Annotated in this window: 13 protein-coding genes; all 13 read right to left on the bottom strand. The window is 47.6% G+C overall.

Annotation, left to right across the window (positions count from 1 at the left end):
- The 13 genes from CEQ75_RS19355 to CEQ75_RS09840 all read right to left on the bottom strand — a co-directional run bounded on the left by CEQ75_RS19355 (position 1) and on the right by CEQ75_RS09840 (position 17,719).
- Positions 1 to 150, bottom strand: a complete 150-nt coding sequence (locus CEQ75_RS19355) for a (2Fe-2S)-binding protein (RefSeq protein WP_338031958.1) — start codon at positions 148 to 150, stop codon at positions 1 to 3.
- Positions 151 to 166: 16 nt separating this feature from the next.
- Positions 167 to 1,054, bottom strand: coding sequence for an FAD binding domain-containing protein (locus tag CEQ75_RS09895; RefSeq protein WP_089610255.1), 888 nt, complete (start codon positions 1,052 to 1,054; stop codon positions 167 to 169).
- A 441-nt stretch (positions 1,055 to 1,495) separates the two neighbouring features.
- Positions 1,496 to 2,935 (bottom strand): sigma-54-dependent transcriptional regulator, encoded by a 1,440-nt coding sequence (locus CEQ75_RS09890; RefSeq protein ID WP_089612587.1) that lies wholly within the window; start codon positions 2,933 to 2,935, stop codon positions 1,496 to 1,498.
- A 47-nt stretch (positions 2,936 to 2,982) separates the two neighbouring features.
- The gene (locus tag CEQ75_RS09885; RefSeq protein WP_089610253.1) at positions 2,983 to 4,593 is read right to left on the bottom strand and encodes a GAF domain-containing sensor histidine kinase; all 1,611 of its coding nucleotides are present in this window, start codon (positions 4,591 to 4,593) and stop codon (positions 2,983 to 2,985) included.
- Between the two features lie 172 nt (positions 4,594 to 4,765).
- On the bottom strand, positions 4,766 to 8,524 hold the full coding sequence (locus tag CEQ75_RS09880; RefSeq protein WP_242965089.1) for a PolC-type DNA polymerase III: 3,759 nt from the start codon (positions 8,522 to 8,524) through the stop codon (positions 4,766 to 4,768).
- 38 nt (positions 8,525 to 8,562) lie between these two features.
- Positions 8,563 to 9,270: a glycosyltransferase family 2 protein gene (locus tag CEQ75_RS09875; protein WP_198306500.1), complete on the bottom strand. Its 708-nt coding sequence runs from the start codon at positions 9,268 to 9,270 to the stop codon at positions 8,563 to 8,565.
- 439 nt (positions 9,271 to 9,709) lie between these two features.
- Positions 9,710 to 11,419, bottom strand: coding sequence for a proline--tRNA ligase (locus tag CEQ75_RS09870; protein ID WP_089610250.1), 1,710 nt, complete (start codon positions 11,417 to 11,419; stop codon positions 9,710 to 9,712).
- A gap of 237 nt (positions 11,420 to 11,656) precedes the next feature.
- Complete coding sequence (gene ispG / locus CEQ75_RS09865) at positions 11,657 to 12,730, bottom strand: flavodoxin-dependent (E)-4-hydroxy-3-methylbut-2-enyl-diphosphate synthase (protein ID WP_089610248.1); 1,074 nt, start codon at positions 12,728 to 12,730, stop codon at positions 11,657 to 11,659.
- Positions 12,731 to 12,816: 86 nt separating this feature from the next.
- A complete protein-coding gene (gene rseP / locus CEQ75_RS09860; RefSeq protein ID WP_089610246.1) occupies positions 12,817 to 13,863 on the bottom strand; it encodes an RIP metalloprotease RseP in 1,047 nt (348 codons plus the stop codon).
- The gene (locus tag CEQ75_RS09855; RefSeq protein ID WP_089610244.1) at positions 13,864 to 15,003 is read right to left on the bottom strand and encodes a 1-deoxy-D-xylulose-5-phosphate reductoisomerase; all 1,140 of its coding nucleotides are present in this window, start codon (positions 15,001 to 15,003) and stop codon (positions 13,864 to 13,866) included.
- A gap of 21 nt (positions 15,004 to 15,024) precedes the next feature.
- A complete protein-coding gene (ytvI, locus tag CEQ75_RS09850) occupies positions 15,025 to 16,080 on the bottom strand; it encodes a sporulation integral membrane protein YtvI (RefSeq protein ID WP_089610242.1) in 1,056 nt (351 codons plus the stop codon).
- A 13-nt stretch (positions 16,081 to 16,093) separates the two neighbouring features.
- Positions 16,094 to 16,876, bottom strand: a complete 783-nt coding sequence (locus CEQ75_RS09845) for a phosphatidate cytidylyltransferase (protein WP_157677404.1) — start codon at positions 16,874 to 16,876, stop codon at positions 16,094 to 16,096.
- Positions 16,877 to 16,939: 63 nt separating this feature from the next.
- On the bottom strand, positions 16,940 to 17,719 hold the full coding sequence (locus CEQ75_RS09840) for an isoprenyl transferase (protein WP_089610240.1): 780 nt from the start codon (positions 17,717 to 17,719) through the stop codon (positions 16,940 to 16,942).
- Positions 17,720 to 17,725 lie beyond the last annotated feature (6 nt).

The raw sequence follows: 17,725 nt of genomic DNA, 5'->3' as shown, positions 1-17,725 counted from the left end.
TTACGGTACAGGCTCCGCATTCTCCTTTGCCGCAGCCTTTTTTGTGCCGGTTAAGGTCAGCTGATCCCGCAGAATATCAACCAGCATTGCCCCATGAGCAACCAAGACTTCTGCAGCCTCTCCGTTTAAGGTGAATTTTAGGTTAAACATAGCGGAAGTGCCTCCTTTACATTAAATGATTGTCCTGCTTGATTTGTTGTATTGCCTGATCAAGGGCTCTTTGTACCAATACCGGTAAGACATTGATACGATATTCTCTTGAGCCGCGAATCAGGCTGGTACGGGGATTAGCTTCCTTGGCAGCTAATTGGGCAGCTTGCCTAATTGTGTCCGGTGTGACGGGGACATTCTGCAGAAAAGCTTCTGCTTCCATTGCATGAGTGGGTTTGGGACCTACAGGCGCCATCACGATGGCTGCTCTGACAAAGCCTTCCAGTGAAGCATCCAGTGTAACATTAACAGCCACATTTAACATCGGCAGTGCCAGAGCCTTTCTTTGCTCCAGACGAATAAAAGCGGAGCTTTGATTTTTCTGGGGCAGAGGAATGATCACGCCGGTGACCAGTTGCGCCTGGCTATTGACAGCGCTTTTTCCCGTGCCCAGATAAGCATCATCCAAGGGCAAAGTGCTTAAGCTCCCTTCGGACATCATCTCAATGCGGGCATCTAAGGCACTTAAGGCAACAGCTCCGTCTGCTGCCGGTTGGGCATTGATAATATTTCCCACCAAGGTGGAAATATTTCTAATTTGTAAAGAACCTACTTTACCGGAAGCTGCAGCCAAGGCCGGGAAGTGTTTTTGAATGTGGGGCGATCTGGTAATCTGGGTATGGGTCACGGCGGCGCCGATGCGCATGAAATTTTCTTCCACCGTGATTTCTGCCAGTTCGGAGATGTGGGTGATATCCACCAGTTTGGCCGCATGCTTTTTTTCATCCGCGAGATCCAACAATAAATCTGTACCACCGGCAATAATCCGAGCTTGACCTTGATTTTCCTTGAGGAAAAATAGGGCATCAGAGACTGATTTTGCGAAATAATACTCCTCTATCATGAGCATGAACCTCCTTTTCCTTTGTCAATAAGATTTCAGGGAAGCAATTTGTCGTATGCAGCAAGTGGTAGTAAAAAGCAAAATATGGAAAGTGAAGTTTAAAATGAAATACGGAATATGGTTGATGTGATATGTGATATGTATAGTGCAAGAAGGGTGCCAAGGAGGGGATTCTCCGAAAACTAAGCAGGAGTAAGAAAAGAAAGGAATGCAATAATTTGGCAGCCGAGATTTCGGCTATATGAACCAGATATATTAAAGTTTAGACAGGGCATTATAAAGGATAATTATATGATTTATCCATGTTTGATAAAATTAATTTATTCATGGGCCAAATAGCCGAAAAAACGGCATTATCGATATTACGGCTATTTACTGTGGCGGTTAGGTCATTAAATGATAAAGAGGATCAATTTCTTCCTGATCCTCTTTGAAAAGCTATCATTTTTGTTCATTTTTCCAGTAACGCAGGGTTCGAGGGGTAATACCTAAAAGCCGTGCCGCTTCTTTTTGATCATTTTCTGTTTTTTTCAGGACCTCCATAATGAGTGATTGCAGAAAAAGGCATTTTTCAGCCTCCCATTTTTCCAGGATGTCCATAAACTGAATGGAATCCTGACTCATAATGAAATGTAATTGATTTTCCCGCCAACTGTGCCAGTCTTTACCCTGCTCCTCAGACAGTGTCATGGAGACAGAAGTGCCCAGAATATGTTTGGGCAGGATATGAGCAGGTATTTCCTTTTCCTCACATAGGGTTAAAGCACGGATGATGATATTGGATAGCTCTCTCACATTCCCGGGCCAGGAATAATTCATCAGTGCTTCAAAGGCCTTCGGGGTAAAAGAAATCAAGGATCCCTCCCCTTTTTCCGGTTTATTCTTATCAATAAAATATTGAATGAGCAGGGGGAGGTCTGCTTTTCTCTCCTTCAAGGATGGCAACAGTAACTTAACCACATCTAATCGATAGAAGAGATCCTCGCGAAAATACCCTTCTTGCACAGCTTGCCGCAGATTTTGATTGGAAGCGGCGATAATGCGCACGTCTGTTTTAACAGGCGTTTCCCCGCCCACGCGAAAGAATTCTCCTGTCTCTAAAACCCGTAGCAGCTTTAATTGGATGGCCGGGGAGGCACTATTAATCTCGTCCAGAAAAAGAGTGCTGTTGTGAGCAATCTCAAAAAATCCTTTTCTGGTGCCTGATGCCCCGGTAAAGGCACCTTTTTCGTAGCCGAATAATTCACTTTCTAATAAGGTCTCTGTCAGGGCACCGCAATTAACAGGAATGAAAGGTTGGTTCCCCCGATGACTATGGCCGTGAATAAAGCGCGCTAAAAGCTCCTTGCCGGTGCCTGTTTCTCCTTCAATGAGAATGGGGATTTTTTTGTTGGCGATTTTTTTTCCCAGGGCCAGCACCTGTTTCAGAGGACTATTTTTGGCCAGGACAATGCCGTAGTTTAAAGCATCCGCGTCTAATTCCGGAGTAAAATGAGGCTCGGCGTCCTGGATCTCTTGGAGCACCTGACCTAGGATTTCATCCAGTTGATTCAGATCGTCAAAAGGCTTGTCAATATAGTCATCAGCACCGTATTTGATGGCTTCTACGGCAGATTTAATGGTGCTGTAGCCAGTCATAATCATCACACGGCAATAAGGGTTGGAGGCCTTTATTGCTTTTAACAGGCTGATACCGTCGTCATCAGGAAGCTTCAAATCCACCAAGGCCAGATCGTAACTGTTATTAGAAAAACATGCCCGGGCATCCTTGCCGGAATAAGCCACCTGAACAGTCAGGCCTTTTTCCTCCTGAAAATAGAAGGAAAAGAAGGTACATACTTCTACTTCATCATCAATAACGAGAATCTTTAGCTTTTCCATAATTTTGACCTCCTTATCCTGGGAAATCATCGATTTGAATCCCATACTCAAAGGGGAAGCATTAAGGAAAATTTGCTTCCTTTGCCTAATTCGCTCCATACTTCAATCCTGCCTCCATGGGTTTGGGCAATGCCCAGGCTGAGGGGGAGCCCCAGCCCCGTACCTCCTGTCTTGGCTCTTAAGGTAAAAAATGGTTGGAAAATTTTATTAAGATTCTTTTTAGAAATGCCTTCGCCATTATCTTCCACGGTCACCACCGCCCAGGTGGTTCTTGTTTTAATATCGTCGGTAAGGGTGGTGCTGATTGTAATGGTGCCATTTTCATTTTTTTGTAATGCGTCCCGGGCATTCAAAAGAAAATTAATCACCACTTGCTCCAACTGGAGCTTGTTACCCAGCAAAGGAGGGATATTTCTCAGATAGTTTTCTTGAATAGTAATATTATTTTTTTCAATCTGATAGGAAATAAGGGAAAGACTGTTTTTCACCACATCATTAATTAGCACAGTTTCTAAGGCTACATTATCCTGTCGGGAAAAGGTGAGCAGGTTTTGGATGATTTTTTTGCTGCGCTGGCCGCAGTTTCTTATATCAGTAAGGAGCTTAGTGGATTTATATTCCGAGAGGGGGTTTCTTAAAAGCAAATCGGAGTTGCCAATAATTGCGGTCAGGGTACTGTTCAACTCATGAGCCACTCCTGCTGCCATCTCCCCGATGGAAGCCATTTTTGCTGATCCAAAGAGCTTGTATTCCAGCAACCGTTTTTCCGTGATATCTTGAATATAGAGCACCACATTACTGACTTTTTCCTGACTGGTTCTGACAGGGTATGCGGAAATAAGATAAATCTTTTGCTGATCAGCACTGATCAGCTCCTTAGTGGCGGATTCACCTTGGATAAAGGCTTCTCCCCCGGGACAGAGCTGCAGGTGGCCGTGGCAGCGATTACAGATCTGATAACATTTCGGTCGTTCGGGAGAGGTAGAGATCTCTGGAAGCTGGTTATGCCTTAAGACGGTGTAGTTCTGATCCATGAGAAACAATTGATCCGGGACAGCTTGGAAGGTTTGTTCCCAATCTGCTTTAATTCTGGAAATTTGGTTAAAAAGCTGAGTGTTTTTGAGGCATACAGCTAATTGATCCGCTAATTGCTGGACAAAAAGAAAATCATGCTCCCGATAGGCATAGGTGTTTTTGCTGCCGAAGTTAAGAGCGCCGATGACTTCATTATTAACCAGAAGAGGCGCCATAATGGCGCAACGTATAGGAAGAGAAAGTAAATCCTCGTCCTCCTGATACTGATGAGGGTCGTTGGGGATATCCTGTCGCAAGAAACAGTGCTTGTCATGGATTGCTTTCCAGGGAGCTGAATTTTCAGCATGAAGCACCCATCCCTCGCCTAAAATTTTTTGTTCCTTGGGGATACCGGATTTAATAATCAATTGATTGTTTTCAATGAGACAAAAGCTTAATAGATCGTAGGGTAATACCTTTTTCAGCGGCACGGCAACCTGATGGATGATTTCATCATAGGACATCTCTACATTGATGCTTTGGGCAATGTGGTTAATGATGGTTAAACGTTTATTTTGCCTGGTAAGTTCCTCGATAACATCCTTGATTTCAGCAGGATGGCTTCTTTCGGATATGAGTTTCATGATGGGGATCCCTCCCAGATATAAATCATAGATATGAATCATATTGATAGAATTCAAGAGATTAGTTTAATTTCCTTTAAAAAAAGCTCCTGTTTTTGCTCTTGCATAGGAAAAACCGGGCTAACGCCCGGTTTTTCTTATGCGATAGTGGAAACATTGATCCCGATCCACTTTAGAACAAACACATTTGACTGCTTTCCGGCAAATGATCCAGGCAGCCGTGGGCGGCCATCATATCGATCACCGTTTTGCTGGCCTTGCCCCGGAGACGGATATCATCCCAGGTGCAGAAGGGTTTTTCTTCCCGGGCCGCCACCAAATTGTGGGCGGCCGTAACCCCCAATCCCTGCAGGCTGGAGAGAGGCGGCAGAATGCCCCGGTCGGTAATGTGAAATTTTTCTGCGGCAGAGTTTTCCAGACTTACCGGCAGGAGATCAATCCCCCGCTGATACATTTCCAATACCACCTCCAGAATGGTGAGCAGATTCTTTTCCTTGGTGCTGGCCTCATTTCCTTTACCCTCAATTTCGTCCATGGCTCTTAAGACCCCTTTCACGCCCCGAACCATCAGGTCGGCATCAAATTCATCGGCCCGGACGGAGAAGAAGGAGGCATAAAAGGCTTCCGGGAAGTTGACTTTGAACCAGGCGATCCGGTAGGCCATAGTCACATAAGCGGTGGCATGAGCCTTGGGAAACATATATTTAATTCTTTTGCAGGAGTCAATATACCAATCCGGCACCTGGCAGGATTTCATCGCCCCTTCGTATTCCGGTTTGACCCCTTTTCCTTTCCGCACATCCTCCATGATTTTAAAGGCGATTTGGGGCTCCAGGCCCTTTTGCATCAGGTAAACCATAATGTCATCCCGGCAGGAAATGGTTTCTGAGGTTTTGCAGGTGCCGGAACGAATTAATTCCTGGGCATTATTCAACCACACGTCGGTGCCGTGGGAGAATCCGCTGATACGCACCAGGTCCGAAAAGGAGCTGGGCCGAATATCCTCCAGCATTTGGCGGACAAATTTAGTGCCAAACTCCGGTACTCCATAGGTACCCACATTAGAGCGAATCTCCTTCGGTGTCACCTTTAATATCTCCACCCCGGAAAAAAGGGATAAGGTTTCCTGATCGTCCAATTTAATGTTCTTGGCGTCAATCCCCGTCAAATCTTCCAGCATTTTGATCATCGTAGGATCATCATGACCCAGGATATCCAGCTTGACCAAGCGGTCACTGATGGAATGATAGTCAAAATGGGTGGTGATAATATCGGATTTCATATCATCCGCCGGATGCTGAATGGGGGAAAATTTATGAATGTCCAGTTTGGTCGGGACCACCATCAATCCTCCCGGGTGCTGGCCCGTGGTTCTTTTTACCCCGGAACAGCCACTAACCAATCGATTAACCTCCGCATCCCGGGCTTGAAGATTCCGGTCCGTCAAATAGTTTTTCACAAAGCCGAAAGCTGTCCGTTCTGCGATGGTGGAAATGGTGCCGGCGCGAAAGACATGGTCTTTGCCGAAAAGTTCTTCTACATATTTATGGGCCCGGGGCTGATAATCCCCAGAAAAATTCAGGTCAATATCCGGGGTCTTGTCCCCTTCAAAACCTAAGAAGGTTTCAAAAGGAATGTCGTGGCCGTCCTTGACCAAAGCTTTTCCGCACCGGGGACAGTCCTCATCAGGCAGGTCCGGTCCGGAACCCAGGGAGCCATCGGTGATAAACCGGCTGTAGCAACATCCGGGACACCGATAGTGAGGGGGCAAAGGATTAACCTCGGTAATCCCCATCATGGTGGCCACCATGGAGGAACCCACAGAACCACGGGAACCTACCAGATAACCATCATCATTAGATTTCTTGACCAGTTTATGAGCGATCAAATAAAGCACGGAAAAACCGTGTTTGATAATGGAGTTCAGCTCTTTATCAATTCTGGCCTGGACGAGATTCGGCAGCGTCTCTCCATAGAGAGACCGGGCGGTGCCCCAGGTCATCTCCTCTACCTGTTCCTCAGCCCCCTCGATTTCCGGCGGGTAAAGCTCCTGGGGAATGGGCAGAACATCCTCAATTTGTTCAGCGATCCAATTGGGATCCCGGATCACCACTTTTTGCGCCGTCTCCTCTCCCAAATAGGAGAACTCGGCCAGCATTTCTTCCGTGGTGCGGAAATAGAGGGGGGCCTGGATATCGTCCTCAAAGCCTTTCCCTGCCATCAGGATCTTCCGATAGATGGCATCTCCCTCCTCGATAAAATGGACATCCCCGGTGGCCGCTACCGGCTTTTGGTGTTTTTCCCCTAAAGCAATAATGGTTTTGTTGATTTCCATTAAGCTCTTGCGGTCAGGTACCTGGTCATTGCGCACGAGAAATTCATTGTTCCCCAGAGGCTGAATCTCCAGGTAATCGTAAAATTGGGCAATTCCTTCAATTTCTGCCCCGGTTTTTTTGTTTAGTATCGCCCGATACAATTCTCCCGCCTCACAGGCAGAACCTAAAATCAGTCCCTCCCGGTGCCTTTGTAAGACGCTTTTTAAAATCCGAGGCTTACGATAATAAGTTTCCAAATGGGAAAGAGAAATCAGACGATATAAGTTCAACAACCCCCCCTGGTTCTTCACTAAAATGATAATATGATGGGATTTTTGCTTTTGCCAGGGGATGTCTGTCTCTTCATCGTCAATCAGGTATCCTTCCACCCCATAAATAATTTTAATCTTGTGTTCCTTGCCGGCCTGATAGGCCTCGGGAAAAGCCTGCACCACGCCGTGGTCAGTGATGGCAATGGCCCGATGGCCCCACTTGGCGGCAAGAGCCACCACCCGGCTGGTATCCACCACCGCATCCAGGGAACTCATTTTGGTATGGAGATGAAGCTCCACCCTTTTTTCCGGGGCGTGATCCTCCCGCTCCACCGCCTGCCCGGTACTGATATCATAAGCCATCAGGGTTAATTCCTGGGAATATTTATCCGTCTGAACCGGACCCCGCACCTTTACCCAGGCCCCTTTTTTCAGGGCGGTAAAAACCTTATCCGGGGTTTTTTCATCTGTAAAAAGCTTAACGCTGATGGAGTCGGTATCGTCGGTAAGATCGAAGATGATTAAGGTGCGGCCGGAGCGAAGTTCCCTGGTTGCCAGGGAAATAATCCGGCCCATGACCACCGCACTCCGCTCTTCTTCCCTAATTTTTTCCAGAGGGATTGGTTCCCCTTTAATCACTTTGCCCAGGATCACATCACCCTGGGTAGGGATCGCCTTTTTCCCCTCGCCCCGGGAAGCAGCGGGGGATGAAGAATCAGAGACGGCGCAATATTGCAGAAGGGCCGCCCGGTCTATTTCCTCGTAAGGAATCGCCTCTTGATCCTTATCCCCTTCCCTGCCATGCTCCTCATAATTTTCTTCCGCCTCATCATCCAATTTCAGTTCTACTGGGACATCCAGACCGTAGCGAAAATGCATCAGACTGCCGAGAATCTGGGGCAGTTTTTTTTCTTCTAAGATTTCCACGGCAAAAGGATGGGGAAAGGTTAAGATCAACCCCTCAAGACCGGAACCATCGGGAGCAGGGAGATCAGCGCATTGCCATTTCGCCATATGCAGCCAATTTTTCACACCGGCAACCTTCTCCTCCAAGGTCTCCAGGAGCACTCCTCTTTCCTTTTCAATCACCTGAGCCAGGGTGTAGTTTTCCCTCCCTGTCATCACTTCCAGAACAACCTCCTGAAAAGCAGGGAGATTTTCCTGAATCAGCGCACAAAAAAACCCCACATCCTCCTCAGAAATCGGGCAGGGCAGTTCCACCACCAGGGTGAGAGATCTCTTTTTCCTACTGATCCGTGCTTTTTTTACCTGCATCTGTCTAAAAACAGCTTTGGTCTCCCGGGGGAGACCACATTGGGCGATTAAGTCATTTAAATCTGTCATCTGTACACCTCATTTAGAAGGTTCACTGTATCACAAACTCACTGATTATTTTTCTCTGCTCCCACGGCTTCATCTGGCTCATCAGGCTGATCGTGATAACCATTTTTATGCTTCAGCCCAATGCCAACAGCCTTGGCGATTTGCCAATACATTTTCATGCGCGCCTGCAAGCCTTTTTTGAAACCCAATTTTTCTTCCTTCATAATATGGGTCATCCCAGCCAGCTCTACTTCCTGAACCTTGAGATGATGGTCATGGGCATATTTGGTTAAGGTTACTTCCACGCCGAAACCACTGTCCTCAACATCCCGCATTGCCCGCAGCAAGTCCTTCCTCAGGACTCGCTGTCCGGAAAGATAGGGGGCAACCACCTGAGCCAGATCTGTGGCTAAACGGCCTTTTTCAAAAATCCCGATGGACATAGCCGCTGCTCCCTTCAGCACGGGATCAAGCATATCCCGGACATGGGTAGGAGTAAGGCCAATCAGGTCCGCATCCAGAAAAAGAATCACCTCATACTGAGCCTGAGCTACGCCGGCGCTCATCGCGCCCCCTTTGCCCACATTTTCCTGCAGTTCAATTACCTTAGCCCCTGCTGCCCGGGCTCTCTCCGCCGTATTGTCCGCCGAACCGTCACTCACGACAATGATTTCTTTAACTTCCGTGATTTGACTTAAAACCTTAACGATTCCGCCGATGGTGTTTTCTTCATTGAAAGCCGGAATAATAGCTGTGACGCTTGACATTAAATTCATGACCTCCATTAAAGTGCATCTTTTTCATCCTAAGGACCGGTACATTATCAACGCTAAAACTTATCGAACAACCTAACATGTCATCCTTACCTATGCTCAACATGACAGCATTAATCAGACATAACTACATTTATCCGATAACTAACTGCCACTAATATCCCCGCTTCTTGACGCAAGTTCTTAACTTGCTAAGTGGTTTTCTTAGCAAGTTTTAGAACTGCTAATGCATGACTTAGTTGGCGTTTGACTCCCGCTTTAGCAGTCAGGGGAGACATCTCTTCAAGGAATATCCTTAATTAATGCGGGAGACTTACGCCAAGTTAGTCAGGTGAAAGCGGTGGGATAAGTGGCACTAAGTTCCTGGATAACGATTTCTAAGCATCAGATGGAGTAAAGACTCCACCTGATGCCAAGAACTCTGTTAATCATTTTACATATGTTTTTTCATCTTTTCCAAGATCAAGGGCACAATCTCATCCAGCGCGACCATTTCCACCTTCCCAACCGAGCGCAGCTTAACCTCCCCTTTTCCTTCAGCCAAAGCTTTGGGGCCAATGGTGACCCGGAAAGGATAGCCGATGAGGTCCGCATCCTTAAATTTCACCCCGGGACGTTCCTTGCGGTCATCAAGTACCGCCTCCACCCGGGCCCGGGTCAGTTCCTGATAAAGTTTTTCCGCCGCTGCCATTTGATCGGGATCCTTATCGCTCACCGGCACTACCACCACATGATATGGGGCAATGGCCAAAGGCCAGACGATGCCGTCTTGATCATGATTCTGTTCAATGGCCGCTGCCATGGTCCGGCCCACGCCGATACCATAACAACCCATGACCATCAATTGTTCTTTTCCGTTATCATCCAAGTATTTGGCGCCCATGGATTCACTGTACTTGGTGCCCAGCTTGAAGATCTGACCCGCTTCAATGCCTCGGGCAAAAGCCAGTTCTTGCCGGCACTGGGGGCACAGCTCCCCTGCTTCCACCAGGCGCACATCCGCCACATCATCAATGGGGAAATCCCGTCCCGGGTTCACATTCTTGAGATGGTACTGATCTTTGTTGGCACCGCCCACCAGATTGGCCAGATAGGGAACTTCCTGATCCACAATGATGCGGATATTATGCACACCTACCGGTCCTAAGTAACCGGCGGGAGAACCGATATGCTTACGAATTTCTTCATTACCGGCCATATTTAACTCCAGGCAGCCGATGCGATTTTTTACTTTAATTTCATTAACCATCCGATCTCCCCGGAGCAGGACCATGACAAATTTTTCATCTGCCATATAGCACAGGGTTTTCAAGGTTTTTTCCAGGGGTACGCCTAAAAATGCGGTCAAAGCTTCCATGGTCTTGCAATCGGGGGTATAAACCTCTTCCAGGGCTTCAGGGATTTCCTGACTGGGGGTTTTGTCCAAATAGGCGGCAGCGATTTCCGTACTGGCGGCATAGGTGCATGATGTGCAGTAAATAATCCCCGCTTCCCCGGATTCCGCCAGCACCATAAATTCCTGGCTCGTATCTCCGCCGATGGCACCGCTGTCCGCCGCCACAGGACGAAAATCCAGTCCGCAGCGGGTGAAGACATTGGTATAAGCCTGGTGCATCAGGCGGTAACTTTCCTCCAGTCCCTCTTCATCCCGGTCAAAGGAATACATATCCTTCATGATAAATTCCCGGCCCCGCATTAAACCAAAACGGGGACGGCGTTCATCCCGATATTTATTCTGAATCTGGTAAAGCCTTAAAGGAAGCTGCTTATAGGATTTCACATCCCCGGACACCAGATCGGTAATCACCTCTTCATGGGTGGGTCCCAGACAAAAATCTCTGCCATGGCGGTCTTTTAAGCGCCATAATTCATCTCCGTAAACCTGCCAGCGCCCGGACTGCTGCCATAGCTCCGCCGGGTGAACAATGGGCAGCATTAATTCCTGACACCCGGCAGCGTCCATTTCCTCCCGAATGATATCCATAATTTTTTTCATGGTGCGCCAGGCCAAGGGCATGTATGTATAAACACCGGACGCTGTTTTGCGCAGCATGCCGGAACGCATTAACAGTTGATGGCTGACAATTTCCGCCTCAGCGGGAACCTCCCGTAAGGTAGGGGCAAACATTTGTGAAGCTTTCATCTTTTTTCCTCCTGTTCCATTCGCTTAATCTGACTGCTATCTTGATGAATTTTTGAAAACCTGGTCTGCTACCAAAGGGAAGTAAACTAGCCTTCTCAAAAAGCAATAGATACCTATGGAATAATCATTTAATATATAAATATATAATATATAATAGCCAAAAATTTTTAATAAACATTGACTAAGACAGGGACACACCCTTATCTTTACCATATTCTTGCAATCCTAGCCCCTCCATTATCTATGTCCCTCCTGGCAAAAGTGACGTATTTCCGCGATCAGGGCCTGCACCAGCTGATCCTCGGGAAGTTTTTTGATCACCTCGCCCTTTTTAAAAAGGAGACCTGCGCCCTTCCCTCCGGCAATGCCAAAATCGGCTTCCCTGGCTTCTCCGGGGCCGTTTACGACACAGCCCATCACGGCCACGGTGATGGGAAAGGGGACATGCATGCCCTTTAAGCTTTCTTCCACCTGCTCCGCAATGGCAATCAGGTCAATCTGAGTGCGGCCGCAGGTAGGGCAGGAGATAAATTCAATCCCTTCTTTTCTGAGATCCAGGGTGCGTAGAATTTCCCGGGCTACAAAGATTTCCTCTACCGGATCCCCGGTTAAAGAAACCCGGATCGTATCGCCGATACCTTCCGCCAACAAGGCTCCGATGCCCACAGCTGATTTAATACTGCCTTTTTTCAGGGTACCCGCCTCCGTAACCCCCAAATGCAGGGGATAGTCCGTCTTTTCCGCCAGCAGCCGGTAGGCTGCCAGCATCAAAGGAATGGAGGAGGATTTTAAAGAAATTTTAATCATATTATAATGCAAATTCTCCAGGATGCCAACATGTCCCATGGCACTTTCTACTAAAGCCTCCGGAGTGGGATGACCATACTTCTCCAAAAGCTCCTTCTCCAAGGAACCTCCGTTGACACCGATACGAATGGGAATATCTCTTGCCGCTGCCGCTTGAACGACCTTTTGCACCCGTTCTTGCCCTCCGATATTCCCGGGATTCAGCCGTAAGCCCTGTACCCCGGCGGCAATCGCTCCCAGGGCCAGGCGGTAATCAAAATGGATATCAGCAATCAGAGGGATCTTAATTCCCTCCAGGATCCGGGGCAGGGCTTCCACCCCTTCCCGATCCGGGACGGCACAGCGCACAATGTCACAGCCCGCCTCCTCCAGCCTTTTAATCTGAGCTACAGTAGCGGCCACATCCCGGGTATCTGTATTGGTCATGGACTGGATGGAGATGGGGGCATCCCCCCCAATGGCTACTGCACCTACTTGAATTTGCCGGGTTTTTCTTCTTTTCATCAATGCTTCCTCTCCATTTTTCCTTTTCCCTGGAGCAGCTGCCTGCTTGGTTCGAAAGAGCTGATTCTGATCATTTTAGCGCCGTTTTACTGGAATAAACGCAGAATATCCTGGTAGGTGACCATGAGCATCAAACCCATCAATAGGACAAATCCAATCAAATGAATGAAATTTTCCTTTTCCGGGGCCAGGGGACGCCCCCGCAAGCCTTCCAGGGCCAGAAAGACCAACCGGCTGCCGTCCAAAGCAGGGATGGGAAACAGATTAATCAGTCCCAGGTTGATGCTTAAAATACCGGCAAAAGTTAAGATACTGCCGATGCCAAGCCGGGATACCTCTCCCACCATGGAAACGATGCCTACGGGGCCGGCTAAATCCGGTTTGATAACCCCGGTAATCATTTGCACGATGGACATAATCAGGAGTTTGGTAAATTCATAGGTTTGGGTAACACCCAGGGAAGCCGCCTCCAAAAAGCCTTTTTTCTCCATGGAGGTGGTCACACCGATGAGACCGATCTCACTCTCCGGGTCCCGCTCCGGCACAACCCGGAAGATTTTGATTTCCTCACCTCGGTTTACGGTCATGGTCAATTCCTGATCCGGGCTCTGATGTATGATCTTTACCATTTCTTCCCAGGTGCCAATCGCCTGGCCGTTAATGGCCGTCACCCGGTCTCCCGTCTCCAATCCCGCAAGTGCGGCGGGCTGGTCGGGCAGGACCTGACCCACCACATTTTCATTGGAAGGAGTGCCTACCCCCATATAAGCAATGATAAAAAACACAATCGCCGCCACAAAATTCATCAGGGGTCCGGCAAAAATAATGGACATGCGCTGGAGTACGGTTTTTTTATTAAAACCCCGGGGATCGTCTCCGCTGACGAAAGATTCTTTCTCCCCCTCCCCATCCTTTTCCCCCTCATCCATTCCCGCCATGCGTACATAGCCCCCGATGGGCAAGATGCGTAAGGTATAGACCGTGTCCCCTTTTTCAATATCAAAAAGCTTCGGTCCCATGCCTAAGCTAAATTCATCTACCTGCACATCATTTTTCTTGGCCGTAACAAAATGGCCGAATTCATGGACCAAAATCAAAATTCCGATAATAATTATGGACCAGAGGATTGACATTTATTGAACCTCCTCTAACATTTCCCGTGCCCACCGATCAGATGTCAAGAGATCATCCAAGGTGGGCTTTTGGATCATCTCATGTTTCTTTAGAATACCCTCAATACGCCGGGGAATATCCATAAAGCCGATCTCCCCGTGCAGGAATTTTTGTACCAATACCTCATTGGCCCCATTCAGCACCGCTGGATAAGTACCTCCCGCCTGCCCTGCTTCATAGGCCAGTTTAAGGCAGGGAAATTTATTAAGATCCGGCTCTGCAAAGGTAATCTCTTTCAGCTTGCCAAAATCCAGGCGCTCTAAATCGTTCCGCCAACGTCGGGGATAGGTGAGGGCATATTGAATCGGAATCTTCATATCCGTCTTGCCCAAATGACCTAAAATTGATCCGTCCTGATATTGGACCATAGAATGGATCACACTTTGGGGATGAACCACCACGGTTATATCTTCAAAAGGGATGTCAAAAAGCCACCGGGCCTCAATGACCTCCAGTCCCTTATTCATCATGGTGGCGGAATCAACTGTGATCTTCGGTCCCATCTGCCAGGTGGGGTGCTTTAAAGCCATGGCCGGGGTGATGAATTTCATTTCCTCCCGGGGATATGTGCGAAAAGGCCCTCCGGAGGCGGTGAGAAGAATTTTTTCAATTCTCTCCCCTGCCTCCAGACATTGAAAAACAGCAGAGTGCTCGCTGTCTACAGGGAGAATCTTTACCCCATTTTCTTTGGCCAGAGGCATCACCAGGGAACCTCCCGCCACCAAGGTTTCTTTGTTGGCCAGGGCGATATCCTTCCCCGCGGCAATCGCCTGCAAAGTAGGCTGAAGACCGATCACCCCAGAGACAGCCGTAAGGACCAGATCTGCTTGCGCCAAGGTGGCGGCGGCTATTAAGCCTTCCATGCCCGTCAGGATTTCTCCCTTAAAAAAGGGCAGTTGTTCCTTCAGGTCTAAGTAGCGGTCTTCGTCGTATATCACCGCCACCTGAGGCTGATATTTTTTTACTTGCTGGGCTAATAAATCTACATTGGAATGGGCCGCTAAAGCGATTAAGGAAAATTCCTCCGGAAACCAATCCGTCACTTCCAAAGCCTGACGGCCAATGGACCCGGTGGAGCCCAATAAAGCGATATATTTCATGAAATATACATTCCCTCCGTTTTATTTTTTCCTTAATTTGCTAATAGATTTTCCTGCTACCAGGGTGATTGGTCCCAAGATCACACCCCAGGGACCTAAAAGCTTCAAACCGATGAAAATAGCGGCCAGGGTGGACAAGGGATGAACATTAATGGTGGTAGCCACCAGCTTAGGTTCCATAATCTGTCTATTCACGGTAATAATGATATAAAGTATTAACAGACTGAAGGCAAATTTAAAATTCCCCATGATTAAGGAAAGAATAATCCAGGTGACAAAGACCAATCCCGGACCAAGTACGGGGAGAATGTCCACAAATCCAATTAAGACCCCCATGGAAAAAGCATAATCCACCCCTAAAATGGATAAGCCGATAATGGAAATAAGAGCGGTGATGCTTACCAGGACAACAATGGCGCCCAAATAACGCACTAAGGAAGAGGTCATATCCAGATAAACACTTTCCACAGATCCCTGCCATTTTTTGGGCAGGATGCTCAAAAAGAATTTTTCTACCATTAGCTTATCCCGGGAAATGAAAAAGGTGGCAATGATGGTAATCACCAACATGATCAGAAAACTGGGCAAAGCTGCCGCGAAACCGACAATCCCATTGATAGCGGAATAGACGAAAGATGTTAAGGTCTGGGTGGCATTGGAAAGACCTTGCTGAATTTGGCTCATCACTTCCGGCGACAGATCCATATTATTGTAATAATACAGAAAATCATTGAACAGATTGGTAAAGAGTTGATTCAGTTCCGGTAAATTTTGCGAGAAGCGATGAAGCTCTGTGATCAATTTTGAGATCAGGAGCATCAGGATACCGGAAACAAGGGCAAAAAAAGCCAATAGCATGGCCAGCACTGCAAGGCCCCGGGGAACTTTTAATCGTTTCGTCATCCAGCTGACCAGAGGATCAATGAGCACCGCCACCACCAAAGCAAAAATAAAAGGAGCTAATGCCGGTAGCACGTATCCTATAATCGCTCCTGCAGCGGGAAAGATATGATAATAAAGCAGGTAAAGGGAAATGGCCACCAGGGCCAGGGTACCTGCCTTGATAAATCGTTCCATAAAAGCTTTCACCTCATCCTATCAATGGTTTTAAAAAATAGTACATCAGAGGCGCCACTAATGTCAAGCTGTCAAAACGATCTAAGACCCCTCCGTGACCGGGGATGATATTGCCGGAATCCTTCACCCCTGCCCAGCGTTTCACGGCGGATTCCATCAGGTCCCCCATTTGACCCAGGAGAGAAGCTATTCCGCCCAAAGCCATGAACAAATTAAGGGTGATCTGGGGAAAAAATCCTTTTAAGGCATAGACCAGTACCAAACAGAGGAGCATTCCTCCCAGAGCACCTTCGATGGTTTTATTGGGACTGATGCGGGGAGCAAGCTTATGGCGGCCCAATAAACGGCCGAAGATGTAAGCTCCGGTGTCCGTGGTCCAGGTGATCACGAATGCTAAAAATATGTATTTATATCCCGAAGGGAAGGTTTCTCGAATTAAGATTAAATGAGCTATGGTCCAGGCAAATAAAAACAAACCTGTAAGGGAAAGGGCACTGGATTCATAATTTCCACCCTTGAAAATCACAGTGAAGATAAAAATAAGCAAGATCGGAAAAAAGATTCCTCCAGGTAAAAAATAGACACCCATTGCCCCCATAAGCACCAGCAAACCGCCGGCAAAAAGGGAGATGAACGGCACTTGATAACCTTTGCTTCTCATCATGGTACCATATTCATAAAGTCCGATTAAAATGATTCCTGCCACACCAATACGAAAAATCAGTCCTCCCTGATAAGAAACCCACAGCACCAGGGGAATACCTAAAACTGAGCTCAAAATTCTTTGCCACAGCAAATGATGATACCTCCACATATTTCATACGTTTCATACATTTCAGATCTAACTTCTGTCTATTGATCAGATACCTCCATAACGGCGCTCCCGGGTTTGAAAATCAAGGATGGCACGATAAAATTCCTCCTTGCCAAAATCCGGCCAATTAATATCGGAAAAATAAAATTCGGCATAAGCCAGCTGCCAAAGAAGAAAGTTACTGATGCGAAATTCTCCGGAAGGACGAATCAAAAGATCCGGATCCGGCTGTCCCGCTGTAAAAAGAAAGGAGGCAAAAAGCTCCTCGGTCACCGCTTCACTTTTCAGTTCCCCGGAGGCAATCTTAGCCCCCAAGGTGCGGGCGGCATGGACAATTTCCAATCGTCCCCCATAATTCAAGGCCACGTTCAGCTGGAGTCCCGTATTCCCTGCGGTTACGTTTTGCGCATGGTTTAACTCTCTTTGGGCGGCGGGGGGCAGATCCTCAATAAAACCAATGGGACGGATTTTCACTTGCTGCCGGTGCAGCTCTTTGATCTCCTTTTGCAAATACTCCACAATCAAGTTCATCAGGACGGAGACCTCATCCTTTGGCCGCTTCCAATTTTCCGTAGAAAAAGCGTAGACACTCATCACCGGGAGTTTCAGCTCTACCGCAGCTTCAATTACCTGGCGCAATGCTTCTACTCCATAGCGGTGTCCTACGGTGCGGAGCAGACCCCTCTTTTTGGCCCAGCGTCCATTTCCATCCATAATTATTGCCACATGTTGGGGTATTTTAGTCCGATCTATTTGAGCAAGAAGGTCCCCCTCTTCTTTATGCCCCTTGAACTTACCAAAAAACAAAGTCCAAAACCTCCCCATGAAGGC

The sequence above is a fragment of the Dehalobacterium formicoaceticum genome, from assembly GCF_002224645.1.
GTDB classification, from domain to species: Bacteria; Bacillota; Dehalobacteriia; order Dehalobacteriales; family Dehalobacteriaceae; genus Dehalobacterium; species Dehalobacterium formicoaceticum.
This window is presented reverse-complemented; position numbering and strand designations above follow the sequence as displayed.